The sequence below is a fragment of the Marinobacter sp. genome, from assembly GCF_052091845.1.
Classification (GTDB): Bacteria; Pseudomonadota; Gammaproteobacteria; order Pseudomonadales; family Oleiphilaceae; genus Marinobacter.
Map to the genome: position 1 here is coordinate 1 of NZ_JBQDCO010000062.1, position 16,911 is coordinate 16,911.

The window sequence follows — 16,911 nt, forward strand, 5'->3', positions numbered from 1 at the left end:
CACCATGATTGTGGTCACCCATGAAATGGGCTTTGCCCGGGATGTCTCCTCCCAGGTGCTGTTTCTGCATCAGGGAGTGATTGAGGAGCAAGGCACACCGGAAAAGGTTTTTGACAACCCGGATTCGGAGCGCATGAGGCAGTTCCTGGCTCCTAAGTTCTGAGTGGCAATGTTATCGTAATAGGTGTTAAGCACTCACTGTGCAAAAAATGCGAAGAAAAATAATGCCTTTAAGGCAGTAATCAGGAGAAACGACACATGAAAAAATTGATGATTGCAGCAAGTTGCGCACTGGCAATGATGACCAGTGGCATTCAAGCAGAAGAGCGCGATCTGCGCATTGCGTTCGACGTGCCCTATGCACCTTTTGAATACAAAGATGACAACGGCGAACTGACCGGTTTTGAAGTGGAACTGGCAGAGGCCATGTGTGAGGAAATGAAGGCAAACTGCGAATTTGTCATTCAGTCCTGGGACGGCATGATTCCCGGCCTGCTGGCTCGCAAATTTGACATGGTGATGTCCTCCATGTCGATTACGGAAGAGCGCGCCAAGCGGGTGTTGTTCTCGGAACCATACTACAACACCCCGGGCGGCTGGTTTGGCCCTGACGATTTCAATGCCGACGTGACCGACAAGAGCGCCATGAAAGGCAAAACCGTGGGCGTTCAGCGTGGCACCACCATGGACACGTATGTAACCGAAGAGCTGGGCGACGTGGTAACGGTTAAGCGCTACACCACCGCCGATGACATGGTGCTTGATCTTGAGGGCCAGCGCCTGGATGCGGCCTTTGTAGACTACCCGGTAGGTGAGCAAACTATTCTGAGCAAAGACGGTTTCAAGGAAGTTGGTGAGGCAGTAAAACTGGGCGAAGGCATGGGCGTTGCCATGCGCAAGCGTGACAAAGACCTGGCTGAAGAAGTGAACGACGCACTTCGCACATTGAAGGAAGATGGCACCTACGACACCATCATGAAAAAGTACTTTGAATACGACATCAAAGTCTGAAGCCATCAGTTCCAGGGGCAGCCTTTGGCTGCCCCTGACTACCGGACACTTCCATGATTGATCTGAAAGGCTATGGTCCAGAGCTGCTGAGCGGGGCAGTGGTTACCATAGAACTTGCTTTCCTGTCTCTTGCCCTGGCGTTAACCCTCGGGCTGATCGGTGCGGCTGCCAAACTATCAAACAGCCGGGTTGCCGTAGGCGCAGCCACTACCTATACCACCCTGATTCGTGGCGTACCCGATCTGGTTATGATGCTGCTGTTTTATTACGGTGGCCAGGTAGGCGTAAACATGCTCTCGGATTACTTATGGGAAACCTACGAAATTGATTTTTTCTTCCAGTTTGACCCGTTCATTTCCGGTGTGGTGACCATCGGCCTGATTTTTGGCGCCTACATGACCGAAACCTTCCGGGGCGCGTTTCTGGCGGTTGAAACCGGCCAGATTGAAGCTGCGCGAGCTTACGGGTTCAGCAAATGGCACACCTTCCGTCGGGTGATGGTGCCACAAATGCTGCGCCATGCCCTGCCCGGCATTGGCAATAACTGGCAGGTGTTGCTGAAAACCACGGCGCTGGTTTCCATTATCGGCCTGACGGATATGGTGCGCGTGGCGGAGGAAGCCGCCAAGGCCGAACGCATGCCGTTTCATTTTTTCATTCCGGTGGCCTTTGTGTACCTGGCGCTGACGGCAGGGTCTGAGCTGTTTATCAAGTGGCTCGACAAACGAGCTAATATTGGCGTGGTTCAGGAGAATTAATGATGCCTCCCGATTTCATCGCCGCCTGGCTCAACAAGAACGAAATCTTTACCGCCATGACCATCATGGAGTACTGGGATGGGGCGGTTACGACCGTTCAATTGGTATTCCTGTGCCTGGTTATCGGGCTTGTGTTTGCTGTTCCTCTGGCGATTCTGCGCACGGTAAAAAACCCGTTTATATCTGGCCCGGTGTGGATCTACACCTATTTTTTCCGTGGCACGCCGCTGCTGATTCAGCTTTATATTATTTACTATGGCGTGGCGCAGATTCCCGGTATTCAGGAAACTTTCTGGTGGGCGATTTTCCGGGAGCCTTTTTACCCCGCCCTGCTGGCCTTTACCCTGAATACCTGCGCCTATACCACGGAGATTATCCGGGGTGCGATTGTTTCCACGCCCCATGGGGAAATTGAAGCGGCGAAGGCCTATGGCATGAGCTGGTTTTTGCGGATGCGACGAATTGTACTTCCCAGCGCTGCGCGGCGGGCGGTCCAGGCCTACTCCAATGAGGTGATTTTCATGCTGCATTCAAGCGCGATTGCCAGTGTGGTCACTATCGTTGATCTTACAGGTGCGGCACGAAATATTTATTCGCGGTTTTATGCGCCGTTTGATGCTTTTATCTTTGTGGCGCTTTGCTACATGGTGCTAACGTTTACTATGGTGTTTGCGTTCCGCAAACTTGAAAATCATTTGTTGAGGCATCAGCGGCCTGTTGGTTCCTGAATGCTTCTCGATCATCAAGCTTCAACTTCGGTGCCCGGTCTGGCAGGGTATTGCCTCCCGGGAGACGCTACGAGCACATCCATGTGCGCTTGACTGAAGCCTTCCCTGGCTTCAGACACTCCCGGGAGGCAATACCCTGCCAGCCCCCAGACTATATTCGGGGATTCTATGGCTGCCTATCAGGATCTTTTTGAATCAAACATTGATTGGCTAACACACACGCTTGCTAAGCCCTCTGCCGATCTCCCAAACGCTAAAGCCGCCCTCTCAGACGAAACCCTCATAAGCCGGGAAAGTATCGGTGTTTTGCGCTGCACTCCACCGGCTAGCCGAGCCAACCCAAATCAGGAAGCGTTGATCGTTTCAGCAGGCATTCACGGCAATGAAACAGCACCTATTGAGGTTTTGAACGCGCTGGTTAGTGAACTTTTGAATGGCGAATGGCAACTGGCTTGTCCGCTGCTTCTGATTCTGGGCAACCCGCCGGCCATGGTGGCTGGTGAGCGGTTTGTGGATGCAAACCTGAACCGGTTGTTTAGTGGAGCCCACCGCAAGCCAGCGTATGCTGGGCTACCAGAAGCCGCCCGGGCGCGGTTTCTTGAGGAGACGTGCTATGAGTTTGCCAGGGCGCATCCGCAGGCTTTGTCCCATTACGATTTGCATACGGCCATAAGACCCTCCCAACGGGAGAAGTTTGCGCTTTATCCGTTTGTTGAGGGTCGGCAGGTGCCTGAGGCACAAAGCAATTTCTTGCTGGAGGCGGAGGTGAGCATCTTGTTGCTGCAGCATAAGGCGGGTACAACCTTTGCGTCATTTTCTTCTTCGGCGCTAAACGCTCAAAGCTTTACGGTGGAACTGGGCAAGGTAAAGCCGTTTGGCGAGAATGATCTGGCGCGTTTTGAAGGGGTTAAGCGGGCACTTCGGCGCAGGCTGCGTGGAGAGACTGCACCGGCAAAAACACTAAGGTTTAAGCAGCTCACTGTGTTTGAAGTGGTGCATGAAATTTTGAATACCGGCAAGAACTTCCGGTTTCATGTTCCTGATGATGTGGCTAATTTTACCGAGTACCCACCAGGCACCATCATCTGGGAAGATGACGATATCTGTTATCGGGTAGAGCACTCACCTCAGGCCATTGTGTTTCCCAACCGGGATGTGCCAGTAGGCCAGCGGGCAGGCCTGCTGATCCGAGCCCTGTGAGTAGGCCCCAATGAGCAAACCCTGTTCGATTACCAGGGCGCCTCGCCTTTAGGCTGGCGCGTTTTCTGGCTCTGCAACCCGCGTTTTAATCACCTGTGTACACACCGCCGGTATCACCAGCAGGGTAAGTACCGTTGATGCCAGCAGCCCGGAGATAATTGCCCAGGCCATGGGCGGCCAGAGTGTGGAACTGGAGAACGCCAGCGGCAGCAGGCCGGCCACGGTAGTTGCTGTGGTCAGCAAAATTGGCCGGGTTCTTTGCACCACAGCTTTGCGCATGGCTTCGTGGATGCTCTCGCCATTTTCCAGCTCTCTGTCCATCACATCCAGCAACACTATGGCGTTGTTCACCACAATGCCCACCAGCGCAATCACTCCGAGTAGCGACTGAAACCCGAAAGGTGAGCCCGAAAGTACCAGGCCGGGGAATATGCCCACGGTCGCCAGGGGTACGGTCAGCAATATGATGCCCACGCGTCGAAACGAGTTGAACTGCAGTAGCAAGAAGAAGAGCAACAGCAGGATACCAATGGGTGCAGCCGTTAACAGCGCCCCATTGGCATCACCAGAACCTTCTGCGTCTCCGCCCATTTCCAGTCGGGTACCATCTGGCAGAGGGTTGTCTTTCAGGGTTTGGTTCAGGCCATCCAGGGCCTGACTGAAGCTGTAGCCTTTCAGCAGGTTGGAGGTTACGGTATTAAGGCGGGTGCCGTTACGCAAATAACGCGCTGCCGGCTCCCACGTAGTTTCTACGCTGGCAACAGCCGACAGCGGAACCGCCTGACCGGCATTGTTGTAGATATTCACCGAGAGCAGGCGTTCCAGCGACAGCGAAGTGCCCTCCTGAGAGCGCAGCACCAATGGAATCGGGTCTTTCTCCTGGCGGTAACGCTCGGCAACCACACCGAAGCTCTGGCCATAGAGGCTCTGGGCCACATCGGCCCGGTTAAGCCCGTAGCGGGCAGCGGTGGCGTCATCTACATTAATGGCAATGCTGGGCACGCCGATATCCAGGTCGTGCCGGACATCCACCGTGCCCTCCACCCCGCGCAGCGCCACGAAAAGCTGCTCTACCGCGTGGGTACGCGCCTGATCGTCTGCGTTGTAAACACGCACTTCTACCGGGGCAATCCTTGGCGGCCCCTGCCCCAGAACACCAACGCTTACGTCCAGCTCTGGCATCTGTTCATTTACATGGGCCCGAATCCAGCGGATCATGCCAGTGGTATCTTCAAGCGTTGGTGTGGTTACCACAAGCCGGCCCCGGTTAGGGGCCTGGGGTGCCCGCTGGAGGTTGTAATAAAATGCCGGGCCGGTAAAGCCCACAAACCGATGAATCTCAAGTGCCGCCGCCTGCGTGCGTATGGCTTGCTCCAGGTTGGCCGCAGCCTCCGCCGTGCGCAGTTGGTCGGTACCTTCAGGCATAAATATTTCCACAATAACCTGCGGACGATCGGCATTGGGGAAGAACTGCTGTGCCATAAATGGCGTCATCGCCAGGCTCACCGCCACCAGCAGGGCACCGGCTGCGATCAAGCGGCGGGGGTGACGGTAAACCAGCCCTCCCAGAAACCGTGCCAAACCAATCAGCCGGTCAGCTTCGGCATTACGGCGGGGCTTGAGAAAACGGGCCGCCAGCAACGGCACCACAGAAATCGCCAGCAAATAGCTTACTGACAAGGTAAGCATGATCATCACCGGCACGCCCCGGGTGAAGTCGGCCGCACCGCCCTTGGCAAGCAGCAAGGGCGCAAAAGCCGCCAACGTGGTGCCGGTGGACGCACCCAGCGGCCCGGCCAGTTCACCAACCGCTTTGCGCAGGGCATCCATGCGGCGCATGCCTTCATCCAGGTGGCCCTGAATGTTTTCCACAATCACAATGGCGTTATCGATCAGAATGCCCAGGGAGATTACCATTCCAATCACCGCAATCTGATGCAGAACGCCACCACCGAGGTCGTAAAGCCCCACGCTGATCAGTGCCACCATGGGCAGAATAGACGCCACTAACAAGCCCATTCGAATACCCATGCCGGTAAAAACCACCGCCACAATAATCAGCACAGAAAGAATCAAGCTCCAGGCAAGGTTGTCCAGCCTGTCTGAAACCTTATCTGGCTGGAAGAACATCTCGCGGATTTCGTAGGGCTCAAAGTCAGACCGAATCTGGTCAACCCGCTCTCGCACCCGCTCACCAAAACGGATTGCATCGGTGGTGCCGTCTTCCATAATCAGTGATAGCAACACCACCCGCTCACCATCAAACCAGGTTTCTGGCTGACGCGGTTCCGCCGGCCCCCGCCACACGTCTGCGGCGGCAGCCAGTGGCACCTGGGAGCCATCCGGAAGTTCTATCGGGGTGGCGCGAATGGCGTCAATATCGGCAAACTCGGTATTGGGAAGTACTGATAACCGGCGACCGTCTACAACCACAAAGCCGCCAGGAGTGGTTTGGTTACGCTGGGCCAGGGTTTCCAGTATGCGTGCCGGCGAGATGCCCAGCCGGTAAAGTGCGGCATCGTCCAAGGCCAGTGTAATCTGCTCATCGGCGTCGCCTTCCAACTCAATACGGGAAACACCGGTAAGGTCGGAAAGATTTTGCTTGAGCCGCTCGGCGACATCCGACAGTTCACTCACTGAGGACGCGCCACCTACGGCTAACACAATGGCCGGATTGTCGATTAGCCGGTCATCCAGAACCATCTGACCCACATCATCCGGAAAATCCTTTTTTGCCCGCTCCATTGCCTGGCGAACCCTGTCCCAGGCCGGGTCTGTGTCGTATATATCGTCATGGAGGCGTATCTTCACCAGCGCTACGCCAGTGCGCGCCGTACCCTGGGAAAAATCCACCTCTTCTACCTGGCGCAATTCGTCGGTCAGGGGCCTGAGCACCAACCGCTCGACAGCGTCGGCGTTAGCGCCGGCGTAGCTCACCGAAACCATACCCGCCCGGTAGGGGAACGAGGGGTCTTCCTGGCGCGGCATAGTGCTGTACGCCGCGATACCCAACAGGCAAAGCATGGTGACTACCATGCCCAGTAAACGCTGAAAATTGAGCAGCCGGCGCGTCATTAACGCACCTCCACGGCATCATCGTCTGCCAGGCGGGTTGTGCCCGCGTATACCACTTGATCGCCTGGTTCCAACTCACCCGTGCGTACAACCACTCGCTCGCCTACCACTCGCTCAACGTTTATCGGCACGCGCTTGGCCACGCCATCACGCACCCGGAACACCGTCATGCCGTCGGCACTGCGGATCACCGACAGAAGCGGAACCGTAATAGCAGAGTCCCTAAGCGGCATAATACCCACCTCAACCGGCTGGCCGGTACCCAGGGTATTGATTGGCAGGCTTACCAAAACCGGGTGCAGCTCTCCACGGATTGCACCAGCTTGGGCAATCTCGACAACCGAACCGGTCACCGAAGCCTGGTTACGATTGTGCACAGACCATATCGGCAGCTCCTGATCCAGGGACAAATGGGCAAGCAGGTAAGCAGGCACCCGAATTTCCACTTCTTTGCCCTCGGGAGAAGACAAACGCATAACCGGCTGGCCAGCTGCAACAAACTCATCCTTCTCAACCAGAAGCGCTTCCACCCGCCCGGCAAACGGCGCTCGCAAGGTACTTTCTTGTAGCATTTGAGAGGATTCGGCCAGTGCCGCTTGTGCAGTGGCAACACTTGCTTTCAGGGAGTCGCGGTTGGCGGCAATCTGTTCCAGATTCTGCTCGGACACCACACCACGTTTATGCAACCGGCTGGAGCGCTCCCATTCCCGTTTGGCTTGATCGTAACGGGTGTTCAGTTCGTCCAGCTTGGCGTTAGCCGAATCCCGCGCTGGCTTCAACGCCGGGTTGTAGACGCGAGCGAGTACATCTCCCGCAGCAACGGTTTGGCCCAACTCCACTGCCCGCTCTTTCAGCGTACCGCTTACCTGAAACGTTAACGTTGCCCGCTGGGTTGACCGCACAATGCCCGAAAAACGCAGGGTTATTTCCTGAGCCTGGCCCCCGGTCACTTCTGAAACGCGCACAGAAACCACCTGATCTTTCGGCGCTTCAGGCCCGGCATCGGCCATGCAGCCAGAAAGAGTAAAACCAAAGGTAGCCAGAAGCATAAGGCCAACGGGGGTACGAAATAACATCATAAGGGTCCTTTCATCCATGCTCGCGCTGTTGTCGATACCGCATCCTGCGGAAATCTGGTTTACGGATTGCGACATAATGTCATTCTTTGACATTATGTCAATAATAAGCTTTCATCCACTCATTGATAGCTGCAACCACTGGATTAAACGTGTCTACGCCAGCCCCTGATGAGCGAACCAAATGAGTGAACCATTGAAAACAAGGCGTGAGCGGGAAAAACTGGCCCGTTATGATGCCATTCTGGATGCAGCAGAGCGGGCCTTCTCGGAGAAAGGCTACGAGCGCACCTCTATGGATGATATTGCCCGCACGGCCAGCCTGAGCCGTGCGTTGCTGTACGTGTACTTCAAAGACAAGGCCGCCATTCAGCGCGGCATTATGCTGAGGGCCGGGCAGAGCTTATCGAAACGCTTCCGGGCCGCAAGGCAAACGGCCACTACAGGGCTGGAGCAAATACAGGTAATGGGAGAGTCTTACTACCGTTTTTATCTGGATGAACCAGACTACTTTTCGGCACTCACCAAGGCCTCAACGGCCATGGCAGAGGCAGACGAGGCCCAGGCTATGGATATGCTTTGCTCAAAATCAGAACTCATGGGGTTGATGACCGACGCTATCAAACTGGGGCTTGAAGACGGCACCATGAACCGCCAGCGCATTCAAAGCCCTGAGCAGACGGCGCTTTATCTGCGCGGGGCACTGCATGGCACTATCTTGCTATGCCAATCAGAAACGAGCGAGAGCGGTGGTCACTTTCCTGCTGAAAGTCTTATCCAGCACACCATGGACATGCTGACTTCATCGATTGCCGCCTCCTGAAAAGGCCCCGAAAACCACTTATTACCGGTACTTACCAACCCGTATCTATATCTGGAAGTCGTAAATCGAACCCAGCCCCAGTATGCCGGTAAGTTCATCCAGTGCTTTGCGCACCTCATCCAGCAGCATAGGGTCAGCCAGATCCTCCAGGGCAAGCTGGTCACGGTAATGGGCTTCAACCCAGGTAGTCAGGCGCTCGTACAGCTCATCCGTAAGCATCACGCCGCGATGCATGGCCTGCAGTTCCTCATCGTTCAAAACCACACGCAAGCGCAAACAGGCAGGGCCGCCACCGTTACGCATGGAATGCTTTACATCAAACACCTCTACCGACGTGATAGGCCCGCCAGTAGCCAGCAGGTTATCCAGGTACCGGCTAACTGAGGCCACTTCCCTACACTCCCCCGGCACCGCCAACAGCATGCCATCAGGCGTATTCAATAACTGACTATTGAACAGATATGAGGCTACGGCATCTTCAAGCGACACCTCTGCGCTGTTTACCCGAACGGCCTCAAGCTCAGCATCTATCAGGCGCATGCGAATATCTGACAAAACCTGCTCTTCATCCAAAAAAGCCATGTCGTGATAGAACAGCGTATTGCCGTTGCCTACAGCAATCACATCGTTGTGGAATACACCAGCATCAATGGCTTCCGGATTTTGCTGAGCAAACACCAGGTTCTCGTTTTTCAAACCATGCAGGCGGGCGATCGCTTGCGAGGCTTCCAGAGTCTGACGTGCCGGGTATTTTTGTGGAGCCGGCGCCTGCTCATTGAAGGCAACCTTCCCATATACAAACAGCTCCACGCCTGGCCCACCATAACCGCCACAAAGCCGCGTGTGGTTGGCGGCACCTTCATCACCAAAATGGCTGACGGAAGGCAATGCCGGGTGATGGGCAAAATAGCCCTCGTCTGCGAAAATGGATTTCAGAGTGCGGCCTGTCACGCTGTGCTCAATGGAGCGGTGGAACTTGGCACCAAGGTTGGCGGGCGTAAAATGCACCCTGTGATCGGTCGTGTCTGCACTGGGCGACACAGTAGCTGCATTGGCCGTCCACATTGAGGAGGCGGAAGATATCGCCGCCAGAATAGACGGGGCGGATTTGGCTGCCTGCTCCAGAACCTGTGCATCCGTACCCCCAAACCCGAGTGCCCTCAAAGATGGAATATGAGGGCGCTCATGAGGTGGCAGAAGGCCCTGAGCATAGCCACGATCGGCCAGACGCTTCATTTTGGCCAACCCCTGAAGCGCAGCCTCTTTGGGATTAGACACCGCATTCACGTTAGCTTTCGATGCCACATTCCCCCAGGACAAGCCTGCGTAATTGTGGGTGGGACCAACCAGGCCATCAAAATTTGCTTCTACCGCATGCTTTATCATGTGTTCCGGTTCCGCGCATCTGGGTTCAGAAAATAAGGCTCAGGCATCGAAATTCAAACCAGGCGCCAGCTTTTCGGGCACCTCGCTTTTGCCGGATTCAAGCGATGCCATGGGCCACGCGCAATAATCTGCAGCGTAATACGCACTGGCACGGTGGTTTCCGCTGGCGCCAACACCGCCAAAGGGTGCGGCACTACTGGCACCGGTTAATGGCCGGTTCCAATTCACAATCCCGGCCCTGGCTTCCTCCAACAACCGTTCGAAAAGTTTTTTGTCATCGGAAAGCAGGCCTGCAGACAAGCCGTAACGGGTATTATTAGCCAGCTCCAAGGCGTCGTCAAAGCTCTTGTAACGGTACACCTTGAGCAATGGCCCGAAGAGTTCTTCATCTGGTAAATCCAGCCCGGTTACATCCACAATACCCGGTGAAAGGAGGCCGGTGTCTGGCTTAAGCTGTTTCATTTCCAGTAAAGCAGTCGCGCCGTTTTCCAGCATGCTTTTCTGGGCGGCCAGGAGCTTTTCAGCGGCTTGTGCAGAAATCACCGAACCCATAAATGGTTGAGGCTTGGCGTTGAACTTACCCACCTGAATACGGGTAGAAACAGCAACTAAGCGGTCCAGAAACTCATCGCCCTTCGTGCCTTTGGGAACCAGCAAACGTCGGGCACAGGTACAGCGTTGGCCTGCGGATAAAAATGCCGATTGCAGGGCGTGGTGTACTGCGCCGTCTATATCCGCCACGTCCTGAACAATCAGCGGGTTGTTGCCGCCCATTTCCAGGGCCAGAATTTTCTCTGGCTGGCCACCTAGCTGCTCGTGCAAAAAGTGCCCAACGGTTGAGCTGCCGGTGAAAAACAGGCCATCAATCAGCGGGTGACCAGCCAGTGATTTGCCGGTATCCGCAAACCCCTGAACCAGATTCACAACACCGTCTGGCAGCCCGGCCTTTTCCCAGAGTTTAATGGTGAGCTCCGCCACCCCGGGGGCTAGCTCACTGGGTTTGAAGACAACGGTATTACCCGCCAGCAAGGCCGGCACTATGTGGCCATTAGGGAGGTGTCCGGGGAAATTATAAGGACCAAATACGGCCACAACACCGTGGGGACGATGACGAAGTACGGCTCGGCCGCCCGCCACATCAGATTCCGACAGGCCCGTACGATCGTGATAGGCTTTTACAGAAATGCCAATCTTGCCAACCATTGCCGCCACTTCCGTACGCGACTCCCACAAGGGCTTGCCGGTTTCCAGGCCAATTTGACGGGCAAGCTCTTCTTTATTGGCTTCCAGCAGCTCCCCAAAGGCCTCAATAACAGCCTGGCGCTCGGCAAAACTCTTACGCCGCCATTTCACAAAAGCTTCCCGGGCGCCACGCACCGCCGCATCAACGTCTGCCAGGCTGGCGCCAGTGCCTTCCCAAACAGCATCACCGGTAACGGGTTGTATCGATTCAAACGCTTCGCCGTGGCCTTGAAGCCAAAGGCCGCCGAGAAACAATTCGCCTGTCAGGTTTGTCATATCACATAGTCTCCCGTTACTGGAATGTCGCAGGCTTCAGCCCGCAGCTTTTACTGCTGCATTCAGGTTGTCTTTCAACGGCGCTACCCGTACCGAATCGCCCGGTTCAATCTGTAAAGCTTGTGCCACCGCCGGCGGCAGGTTTATTGTCTGTGTGCCAACGCAACTGGCTGGCACGGTGGTTATCCGAAAATTGCGGAACGAGCGATTGGACACCATCACCCGCTCTGCAGTAGGTACATCAAGGTTAACGTTTTCACGGCTTACCTTGGCATAGCGATTAATACTGTCACGAACTGTGCGAATGGTATGCACAAACGCCTCCACCACCGGGCCACCATCAAAGATATCCACCATTCCGTTAAAGTTGAACCCTTCGGCCTGTAGCATTTTCAACGCGGGTTCCGTATTGCCATGAACCCGGCCAATAACGGCCCGCGCGGAACCTGGCAGCATAGGTAGATAAATCGGGTACTTCGGCATCAACTCTGCAATAAACGCTTTATTGCCAAGGCCTGACAGCCTGTCTGCCTCCGAAAATTTCATATCAAAAAATTTACTACCCAAGGCATCCCACAACGGGCTCTGGCCCTGCTCGTCAGACACGCCCCGCATCTCTGCGAAAACCTTTTCGGAAAAGTGTTTGGCAAACTCATCCAGATACATGAAACGGCTACGGGAAAGCAGCAAACCGTTACCGCCTCCGTGGTATTCGCTCGAGAGCAGCAACGAGCATATCTCGCTGGTATCTGTCATGTCGTTTGAGAGGTGCAACGTGGGCGTGCGTACATGAACGCCCAATTCTTTAGAGGCATTTACCGTGGTACTGAGCCGGTAATTGTAAAATACCTCATCCAAACCGACCCTTGCCTGGATGCCACTGATGCCCACCGCTTTTTTGGCGTCTGTGTCTTCCAGCGCAAACAGATACAGGCCGGCTTCCGGTGCGCAGCGCTGATTGAATGTTTCCTGGGCGAGATTAATCTTGCGCTGCAGTAATTCCCGGTCGGCAGGCAATGTGGTTAGCCCCTTACCGGCTCTCTGCGCCATAACATAAAGATCGTCAAGATCCGCTTGCTGAAGCGGGCGAATAACTAGCATGGCGCTACCCTCACTTCATCACCGGCCGTTTTGCCCAGCACTTGCCAGGCCTCCACCGGCACCTTTAAGGCCCCTTCCAGAGTGTCCGCCGCTTTAGCAAGCGCGCACCGGAACCCAGGGCCATTGCCGGCGGCAATCAAACAGGCATCCCCACCCTGGTCATGGCTGCCATGTAGAGTTTTGGTCTGGCTGGTAACCAGCGTGTGCAGGGTGTCGGTGCGGGCTTCAAGCACCGGCCCGCCATCGAAAATATCCAGATAGCAACCCGCCTGGAACCCTTCCCTCTGCAGCAGCTCAAAATTAGGCCGGGTTAATTCGTGGGCCTGGCCAAGTGCCGCCTGGGCGGCTTCGGAAAGCAGGGTTACATAAACCGGGTTAGGCGGCATAAGCTCGGCAATAAAGGTTTTGCTGAGCAAACCGGAGTGCTGGTCGGCGGTTTCAAAATCCATATCAAAAAAGTGCCGCCCCAAACTGTCCCAGAAAGGCACACTGCCGTCCGCAAGCTGCACCCCTTGAACCTCCACCGCAATATGCTGGGCGAACCAATCACGGTGGCTCGCAATAAACAGCAGCCTGGCCCGGGATAACAGCTCAAATGCCCCGGTGTTACGCAGCTCGGGGGTTATGGTGAACGAGCACAGCAATGTGTGACCGGTGAGACCATGGCTGGGGTAAAGAACATCAACCCGGCTGGAGATACCCAGTTCATGGGAAGCATGAATAAGCCCATCGCGGCGGTAATTATAAAACGGTTGGCCGTTGCCAGCACAGGCATCAATCCCTGCCGTGCCATGAACCTTGCCGGTATTCGTGTCTTCCAACACAAACAGAAATCTGGGTGGCAAGTCGCTGGCGACACTACTGCCTGCCAGCGAGGCAAGGGAATGGTTTATGTTGGCTACAAGCGCTTCGAGCTGCCTGGGCAGAGTGGATGAGAGCCGCGCTGCCTCCGAACCGGCAGCGCTTGCTATCTCGAGTATCTGATTTGCATCATCCGGTAACGCCGGACGCACCAGCCACATATATACTCCTAGGTAGTGAGCTTTTTCACCGCCGCCTCAAAGCGCTCAAGCGCTTCGTCAATGTCAGTATCGGGGATAATCAGTGAAGGCGCCAGGCGAACCACGTTTGCCCCTGCCACCAACACCATGACACCTTCAGCCAGGCCCGCATTCAATAAGTCTTTGGCTTTGCCCTGCCATTTCTCGGTCAGCACACAACCTAGCAGCAGCCCGGGCCCCCGCACCTGGCTGAACACTCCATAGCGCTCGCCAATATCCATCATGCCGCTGCGCAGTTGATCAGAACGGGCCTTTACACCCTTTAGGATCTCCGGCTGGCTGATGGTATCAATCACCTTCTGGGCAACCGCACAAGCCAGCGCATTGCCACCATAAGTGCTGCCATGGGTGCCCACACCCAGGCTTGCAGCAATCTTTGCCGTGGTTAGCATGGCAGCCACCGGAAAGCCGCCGCCCAGGCCTTTGGCGCTGGTGAGAATGTCTGGCACCACATCGTACATTTCATAGGCATAAAGGTGGCCAGTCCGGCCCACCCCCGATTGGACCTCATCAAAAACCAGCAGCGCGTCGTTATCATCACAAAGTTCACGCAGGCCTTTCAGGAATTCCGGATCGGCCGGCAAAACGCCGCTCTCACCTTGAATTGGCTCTACCACAACCGCGCAGGTTTTTTCTTTGGAGATCAGCTTCTTTACAGATTCCAGATCGTTGAAATCTGCATGATGAATACCACCCGGCGCTGGCTCAAACCCGTCAAGGTACTTGGGCTGGCCACCCACGCTTACCGTGAACAGGGTGCGGCCATGGAACGCGTTTTTAAAAGAGATAATTTCGTGCTTTTCTGGCCCGGTATGTTCCCAGCTATAGCGGCGCGCCAGTTTAAAGGCGGCCTCGTTGGCCTCACCACCGGAGTTGGCAAAAAACACTCGCTCGGCAAAGGTTAAATCACACAGGGTTTTTGCCAGCCGCAACGCCGGCTCGTTGGTCATCACGTTGGAGAGATGCCAGATTTTTGCTGCCTGCTCCTCAAGCGCACCAATCAGCCCCGGGTGTGAATGACCCAGACAGCTCACGGCAATGCCACCCTGCAGGTCTATAAACTCCCGGCCATCCTGATCCCAGATTCGGGAACCCTCGCCTCGCACCGGAATAATCGAACCGGGGGCGTAGTTGGGCACCATCACGTTATCAAACAGTTCGCGGCTGACAGGTTCTTTGTTCATAGATCTCTCTCGGGGAAGCAACCAAGTTATTAAATTAGTGAATTTATCCAAACGGGCAAATACGTAGGTGTGTGGATACCACCGCTATTGTACGCCACTCAAAGCATGAGCACATCCTGCGTACAACCGCTGGCAACTCAATAAAAGAGGCTATGCGTTAACCGGGTTTAACAGGGGTTCCCAATCGTTTGGCACCGTCCCGCTACGCCAGAACCGTATAGCGACCTCGGGAATACGATTGTGGGAAGAATTGCCGCCCGTCGTCTTAATATCGGGAACGGCGAATGTGGTTTTGAGAAATAAGTGCTTTTGGAGGACATGAACTCATATTAATACCTGAATACTCACGCAGATACCTGTATAGAAACGAAAAGCAGCCATAGACCTTCGTCTAATTATTGTACAAATTTATTTGAATTGTCATGAAATGGTAACTATGTTGAATTCGGGTCCTACAAAAATAATTACCTAAATTGTCTAATGTGTGGAGACAACAATAATGCAAAGCAACAAATTGAGAATGGCTATACGGTCGACGGCGGCCATGGCAGTACTGAGTGTCGCTGGCCAGGCGAATGCTGTGAGCCTGAACGTTAATGATGATCTTGAAGCCAGCCTTTACGGTTACGCTCGCCTGAACATGAGTTATGATTTTGATGCTGATAGAGCAGTCTCTACTCGCGCCGGTAGTTTCAACGGCGGTGATGAAGACATAACAGGCCACTTCGGCGCCGATGCGCAACAGAGCCGTCTAGGCGTTAAAGTAAAGCACGAATCTGGGCTGGCGGTTACTGTAGAAGGTGACTTCCGAGGCTCAGGCAACAGTGCTGGCAGTCTTCGTTTACGCCACGCATACGGTGAGTATAACGGCTTTTTGGCTGGCCGCTATTGGTCCAACTTCACAAGCTTTGTGGGCAACACTCCAACACTCGATTTCGACAGCCTCGCTGGCACCGCGGGCAGCCAGGATCGGACTGAGCAAATTCGTTACACCACAGGTGCTATGTCATTTGCGATCGAAGACCCGGCTTCACAGTCGATTGAAGGCGGGACTAACCGCACATCTGCGCCAGCAATCAGTGCTAAGCTTGAAGATTCAACGGACGCACTCTCGTACTCCGCTGCGGTTTTAGCGAGCCAAGCCACGTCAGATGATGGCAACATTGATGATAGCGCAGTCGGATACGCCGTGTTTGGCGCCCTTAAACTAAAACTGAGTAATATGTTCTCAGTTCAGGGCGCGATCAACTACACCGACGGGGCAAACGGCTATCTATGGCGCTCCGGCGACAATTACACGGGTGCCAGCGGCTATCTTGACGGCAACAGCGTTGAAACCATCAAAGGTTATGGAGGCTCAGTGGGCGTAAGCATGGAGCTTGGTGGAGGACGCAGCATTAACGTGGGCTACGGCATGACGACACTGGACCTCGATGATGCAGTTGACGCGGGTGCGCTAGCTAATTCAGACGCAGAGACCAACCAGAACGTTATGGTCAACTACATGTGGACTCCGGTTAAAAACGTCATGATGGGCGTAGAATATGGCTACTTTGACCAAGAAACCGTTGGTGGCGAATCCACGGACGCAAACCGTCTGTTGTTCGCCGCTCAGTACAGCTTCTAAAACCGACTGCTAAGCGATTAGCAACACGCCCCGGGCATCCGGGGCGTGTTTGTTTCTGGCCCTAGTGTTTCCCTAAAACACCATCACACCACTGCCCCACAGCCACCTCAGAAAACGGCAAATCAACCGCACCCTCACCTGCAAACTCATGCCATTGTCTAAGAAACTTACGCTTTACCACCGTCAGCACCGGTATGCCCGCATCCACCAACTGTAGAAGTTCGTCACGACACCCTTTACCGTCGATCTCCTGCTGCCCGAACCGATTCACGACAGCCAATTCAGGGCGCTTGTGCAAAGCCGCGCGCAGCACGCTGGTGGCATCTGCCAGGCCATGAGGGTCCAGGCAGCAGGATTGCGACT

14 protein-coding genes and 1 pseudogene are annotated in these 16,911 nt (G+C 55.0%); 7 read left to right on the plus strand and 8 right to left on the minus strand.

Annotated elements, in window-relative coordinates:
- From ACTHYN_RS14905 to astE, 5 genes and pseudogenes are all read left to right on the plus strand, one after another.
- Window positions 1-163: pseudogene (locus ACTHYN_RS14905) on the plus strand (histidine/lysine/arginine/ornithine ABC transporter ATP-binding protein); the annotation flags it as partial.
- A gap of 95 nt (window positions 164-258) precedes the next feature.
- Window positions 259-1,011, plus strand: a complete 753-nt coding sequence (locus ACTHYN_RS14910) for a transporter substrate-binding domain-containing protein (RefSeq protein WP_441813206.1) — start codon at window positions 259-261, stop codon at window positions 1,009-1,011.
- Between the two features lie 53 nt (window positions 1,012-1,064).
- Complete coding sequence (locus ACTHYN_RS14915) at window positions 1,065-1,769, plus strand: ABC transporter permease (RefSeq protein WP_441813207.1); 705 nt, start codon at window positions 1,065-1,067, stop codon at window positions 1,767-1,769.
- A complete protein-coding gene (locus ACTHYN_RS14920) occupies window positions 1,769-2,497 on the plus strand; it encodes an ABC transporter permease (RefSeq protein WP_441813208.1) in 729 nt (242 codons plus the stop codon). Before ACTHYN_RS14915 ends, ACTHYN_RS14920 begins: the two co-directional genes overlap by 1 nt.
- Window positions 2,498-2,665: 168 nt before the next feature.
- On the plus strand, window positions 2,666-3,697 hold the full coding sequence (gene astE, locus ACTHYN_RS14925; RefSeq protein WP_441813209.1) for a succinylglutamate desuccinylase: 1,032 nt from the start codon (window positions 2,666-2,668) through the stop codon (window positions 3,695-3,697).
- Between the two features lie 48 nt (window positions 3,698-3,745).
- Here the strand turns inward: astE and ACTHYN_RS14930 are convergent, their stop codons facing one another.
- Entirely contained in the window at window positions 3,746-6,772 is a 3,027-nt protein-coding gene (locus ACTHYN_RS14930; protein WP_441813210.1) for an efflux RND transporter permease subunit, read from the minus strand.
- Window positions 6,772-7,782 carry an efflux RND transporter periplasmic adaptor subunit gene (locus ACTHYN_RS14935; protein ID WP_441813219.1) on the minus strand — a complete coding sequence of 337 codons (1,011 nt, stop codon included), beginning with the start codon at window positions 7,780-7,782 and terminating at the stop codon, window positions 6,772-6,774. The genes ACTHYN_RS14930 and ACTHYN_RS14935 overlap by 1 nt, the downstream gene beginning before the upstream one ends.
- A 250-nt stretch (window positions 7,783-8,032) precedes the next feature.
- On the opposite strand from ACTHYN_RS14935, the gene ACTHYN_RS14940 reads away from it, so the two are divergent.
- Window positions 8,033-8,671 (plus strand): TetR/AcrR family transcriptional regulator, encoded by a 639-nt coding sequence (locus ACTHYN_RS14940; RefSeq protein ID WP_441813211.1) that lies wholly within the window; start codon window positions 8,033-8,035, stop codon window positions 8,669-8,671.
- A 45-nt stretch (window positions 8,672-8,716) separates the two neighbouring features.
- Here ACTHYN_RS14940 and astB read toward each other — a convergent pair whose 3' ends face one another.
- From astB to ACTHYN_RS14965, 5 genes are read right to left on the minus strand one after another with little or no spacing between them, the layout of a single operon-like run.
- The gene (gene astB, locus ACTHYN_RS14945; protein WP_441813212.1) at window positions 8,717-10,057 is read right to left on the minus strand and encodes an N-succinylarginine dihydrolase; all 1,341 of its coding nucleotides are present in this window, start codon (window positions 10,055-10,057) and stop codon (window positions 8,717-8,719) included.
- Between the two features lie 39 nt (window positions 10,058-10,096).
- On the minus strand, window positions 10,097-11,575 hold the full coding sequence (astD, locus tag ACTHYN_RS14950; protein WP_441813213.1) for a succinylglutamate-semialdehyde dehydrogenase: 1,479 nt from the start codon (window positions 11,573-11,575) through the stop codon (window positions 10,097-10,099).
- 36 nt (window positions 11,576-11,611) lie between these two features.
- Window positions 11,612-12,676, minus strand: coding sequence for an arginine N-succinyltransferase (astA, locus tag ACTHYN_RS14955; protein ID WP_441813214.1), 1,065 nt, complete (start codon window positions 12,674-12,676; stop codon window positions 11,612-11,614).
- Window positions 12,670-13,698 carry an arginine N-succinyltransferase gene (locus ACTHYN_RS14960; protein WP_441813215.1) on the minus strand — a complete coding sequence of 343 codons (1,029 nt, stop codon included), beginning with the start codon at window positions 13,696-13,698 and terminating at the stop codon, window positions 12,670-12,672. Before ACTHYN_RS14960 ends, astA begins: the two co-directional genes overlap by 7 nt.
- Window positions 13,699-13,706: 8 nt before the next feature.
- On the minus strand, window positions 13,707-14,921 hold the full coding sequence (locus ACTHYN_RS14965; protein ID WP_441813216.1) for an aspartate aminotransferase family protein: 1,215 nt from the start codon (window positions 14,919-14,921) through the stop codon (window positions 13,707-13,709).
- Between the two features lie 499 nt (window positions 14,922-15,420).
- Between ACTHYN_RS14965 and ACTHYN_RS14970 the strand changes: the two genes are divergently transcribed.
- A complete protein-coding gene (locus ACTHYN_RS14970) occupies window positions 15,421-16,548 on the plus strand; it encodes a DcaP family trimeric outer membrane transporter (protein ID WP_441813217.1) in 1,128 nt (375 codons plus the stop codon).
- 61 nt (window positions 16,549-16,609) lie between these two features.
- On the opposite strand, the gene ACTHYN_RS14975 is transcribed toward ACTHYN_RS14970, so the two are convergent.
- A partial coding sequence (locus ACTHYN_RS14975) for a DUF2478 domain-containing protein (RefSeq protein ID WP_441813218.1) occupies window positions 16,610-16,911 on the minus strand: 302 nt, incomplete at its 5' end.

Coding starts and splice junctions, on each gene's coding strand:
- ACTHYN_RS14930 (WP_441813210.1), bottom strand. CDS start 6,772: ATGACGCGCCGGCTGCTCAATTTTCAGCGTTTACTGGGCATGGTAGTC.
- ACTHYN_RS14970 (WP_441813217.1), top strand. CDS start 15,421: ATGCAAAGCAACAAATTGAGAATGGCTATACGGTCGACGGCGGCCATG.
- ACTHYN_RS14940 (WP_441813211.1), top strand. CDS start 8,033: ATGAGTGAACCATTGAAAACAAGGCGTGAGCGGGAAAAACTGGCCCGT.
- ACTHYN_RS14910 (WP_441813206.1), top strand. CDS start 259: ATGAAAAAATTGATGATTGCAGCAAGTTGCGCACTGGCAATGATGACC.
- ACTHYN_RS14920 (WP_441813208.1), top strand. CDS start 1,769: ATGATGCCTCCCGATTTCATCGCCGCCTGGCTCAACAAGAACGAAATC.
- astD (WP_441813213.1), bottom strand. CDS start 11,575: ATGACAAACCTGACAGGCGAATTGTTTCTCGGCGGCCTTTGGCTTCAA.
- ACTHYN_RS14935 (WP_441813219.1), bottom strand. CDS start 7,782: ATGGCCGATGCCGGGCCTGAAGCGCCGAAAGATCAGGTGGTTTCTGTG.
- astB (WP_441813212.1), bottom strand. CDS start 10,057: ATGATAAAGCATGCGGTAGAAGCAAATTTTGATGGCCTGGTTGGTCCC.
- ACTHYN_RS14960 (WP_441813215.1), bottom strand. CDS start 13,698: ATGTGGCTGGTGCGTCCGGCGTTACCGGATGATGCAAATCAGATACTC.
- astA (WP_441813214.1), bottom strand. CDS start 12,676: ATGCTAGTTATTCGCCCGCTTCAGCAAGCGGATCTTGACGATCTTTAT.
- astE (WP_441813209.1), top strand. CDS start 2,666: ATGGCTGCCTATCAGGATCTTTTTGAATCAAACATTGATTGGCTAACA.
- ACTHYN_RS14965 (WP_441813216.1), bottom strand. CDS start 14,921: ATGAACAAAGAACCTGTCAGCCGCGAACTGTTTGATAACGTGATGGTG.
- ACTHYN_RS14915 (WP_441813207.1), top strand. CDS start 1,065: ATGATTGATCTGAAAGGCTATGGTCCAGAGCTGCTGAGCGGGGCAGTG.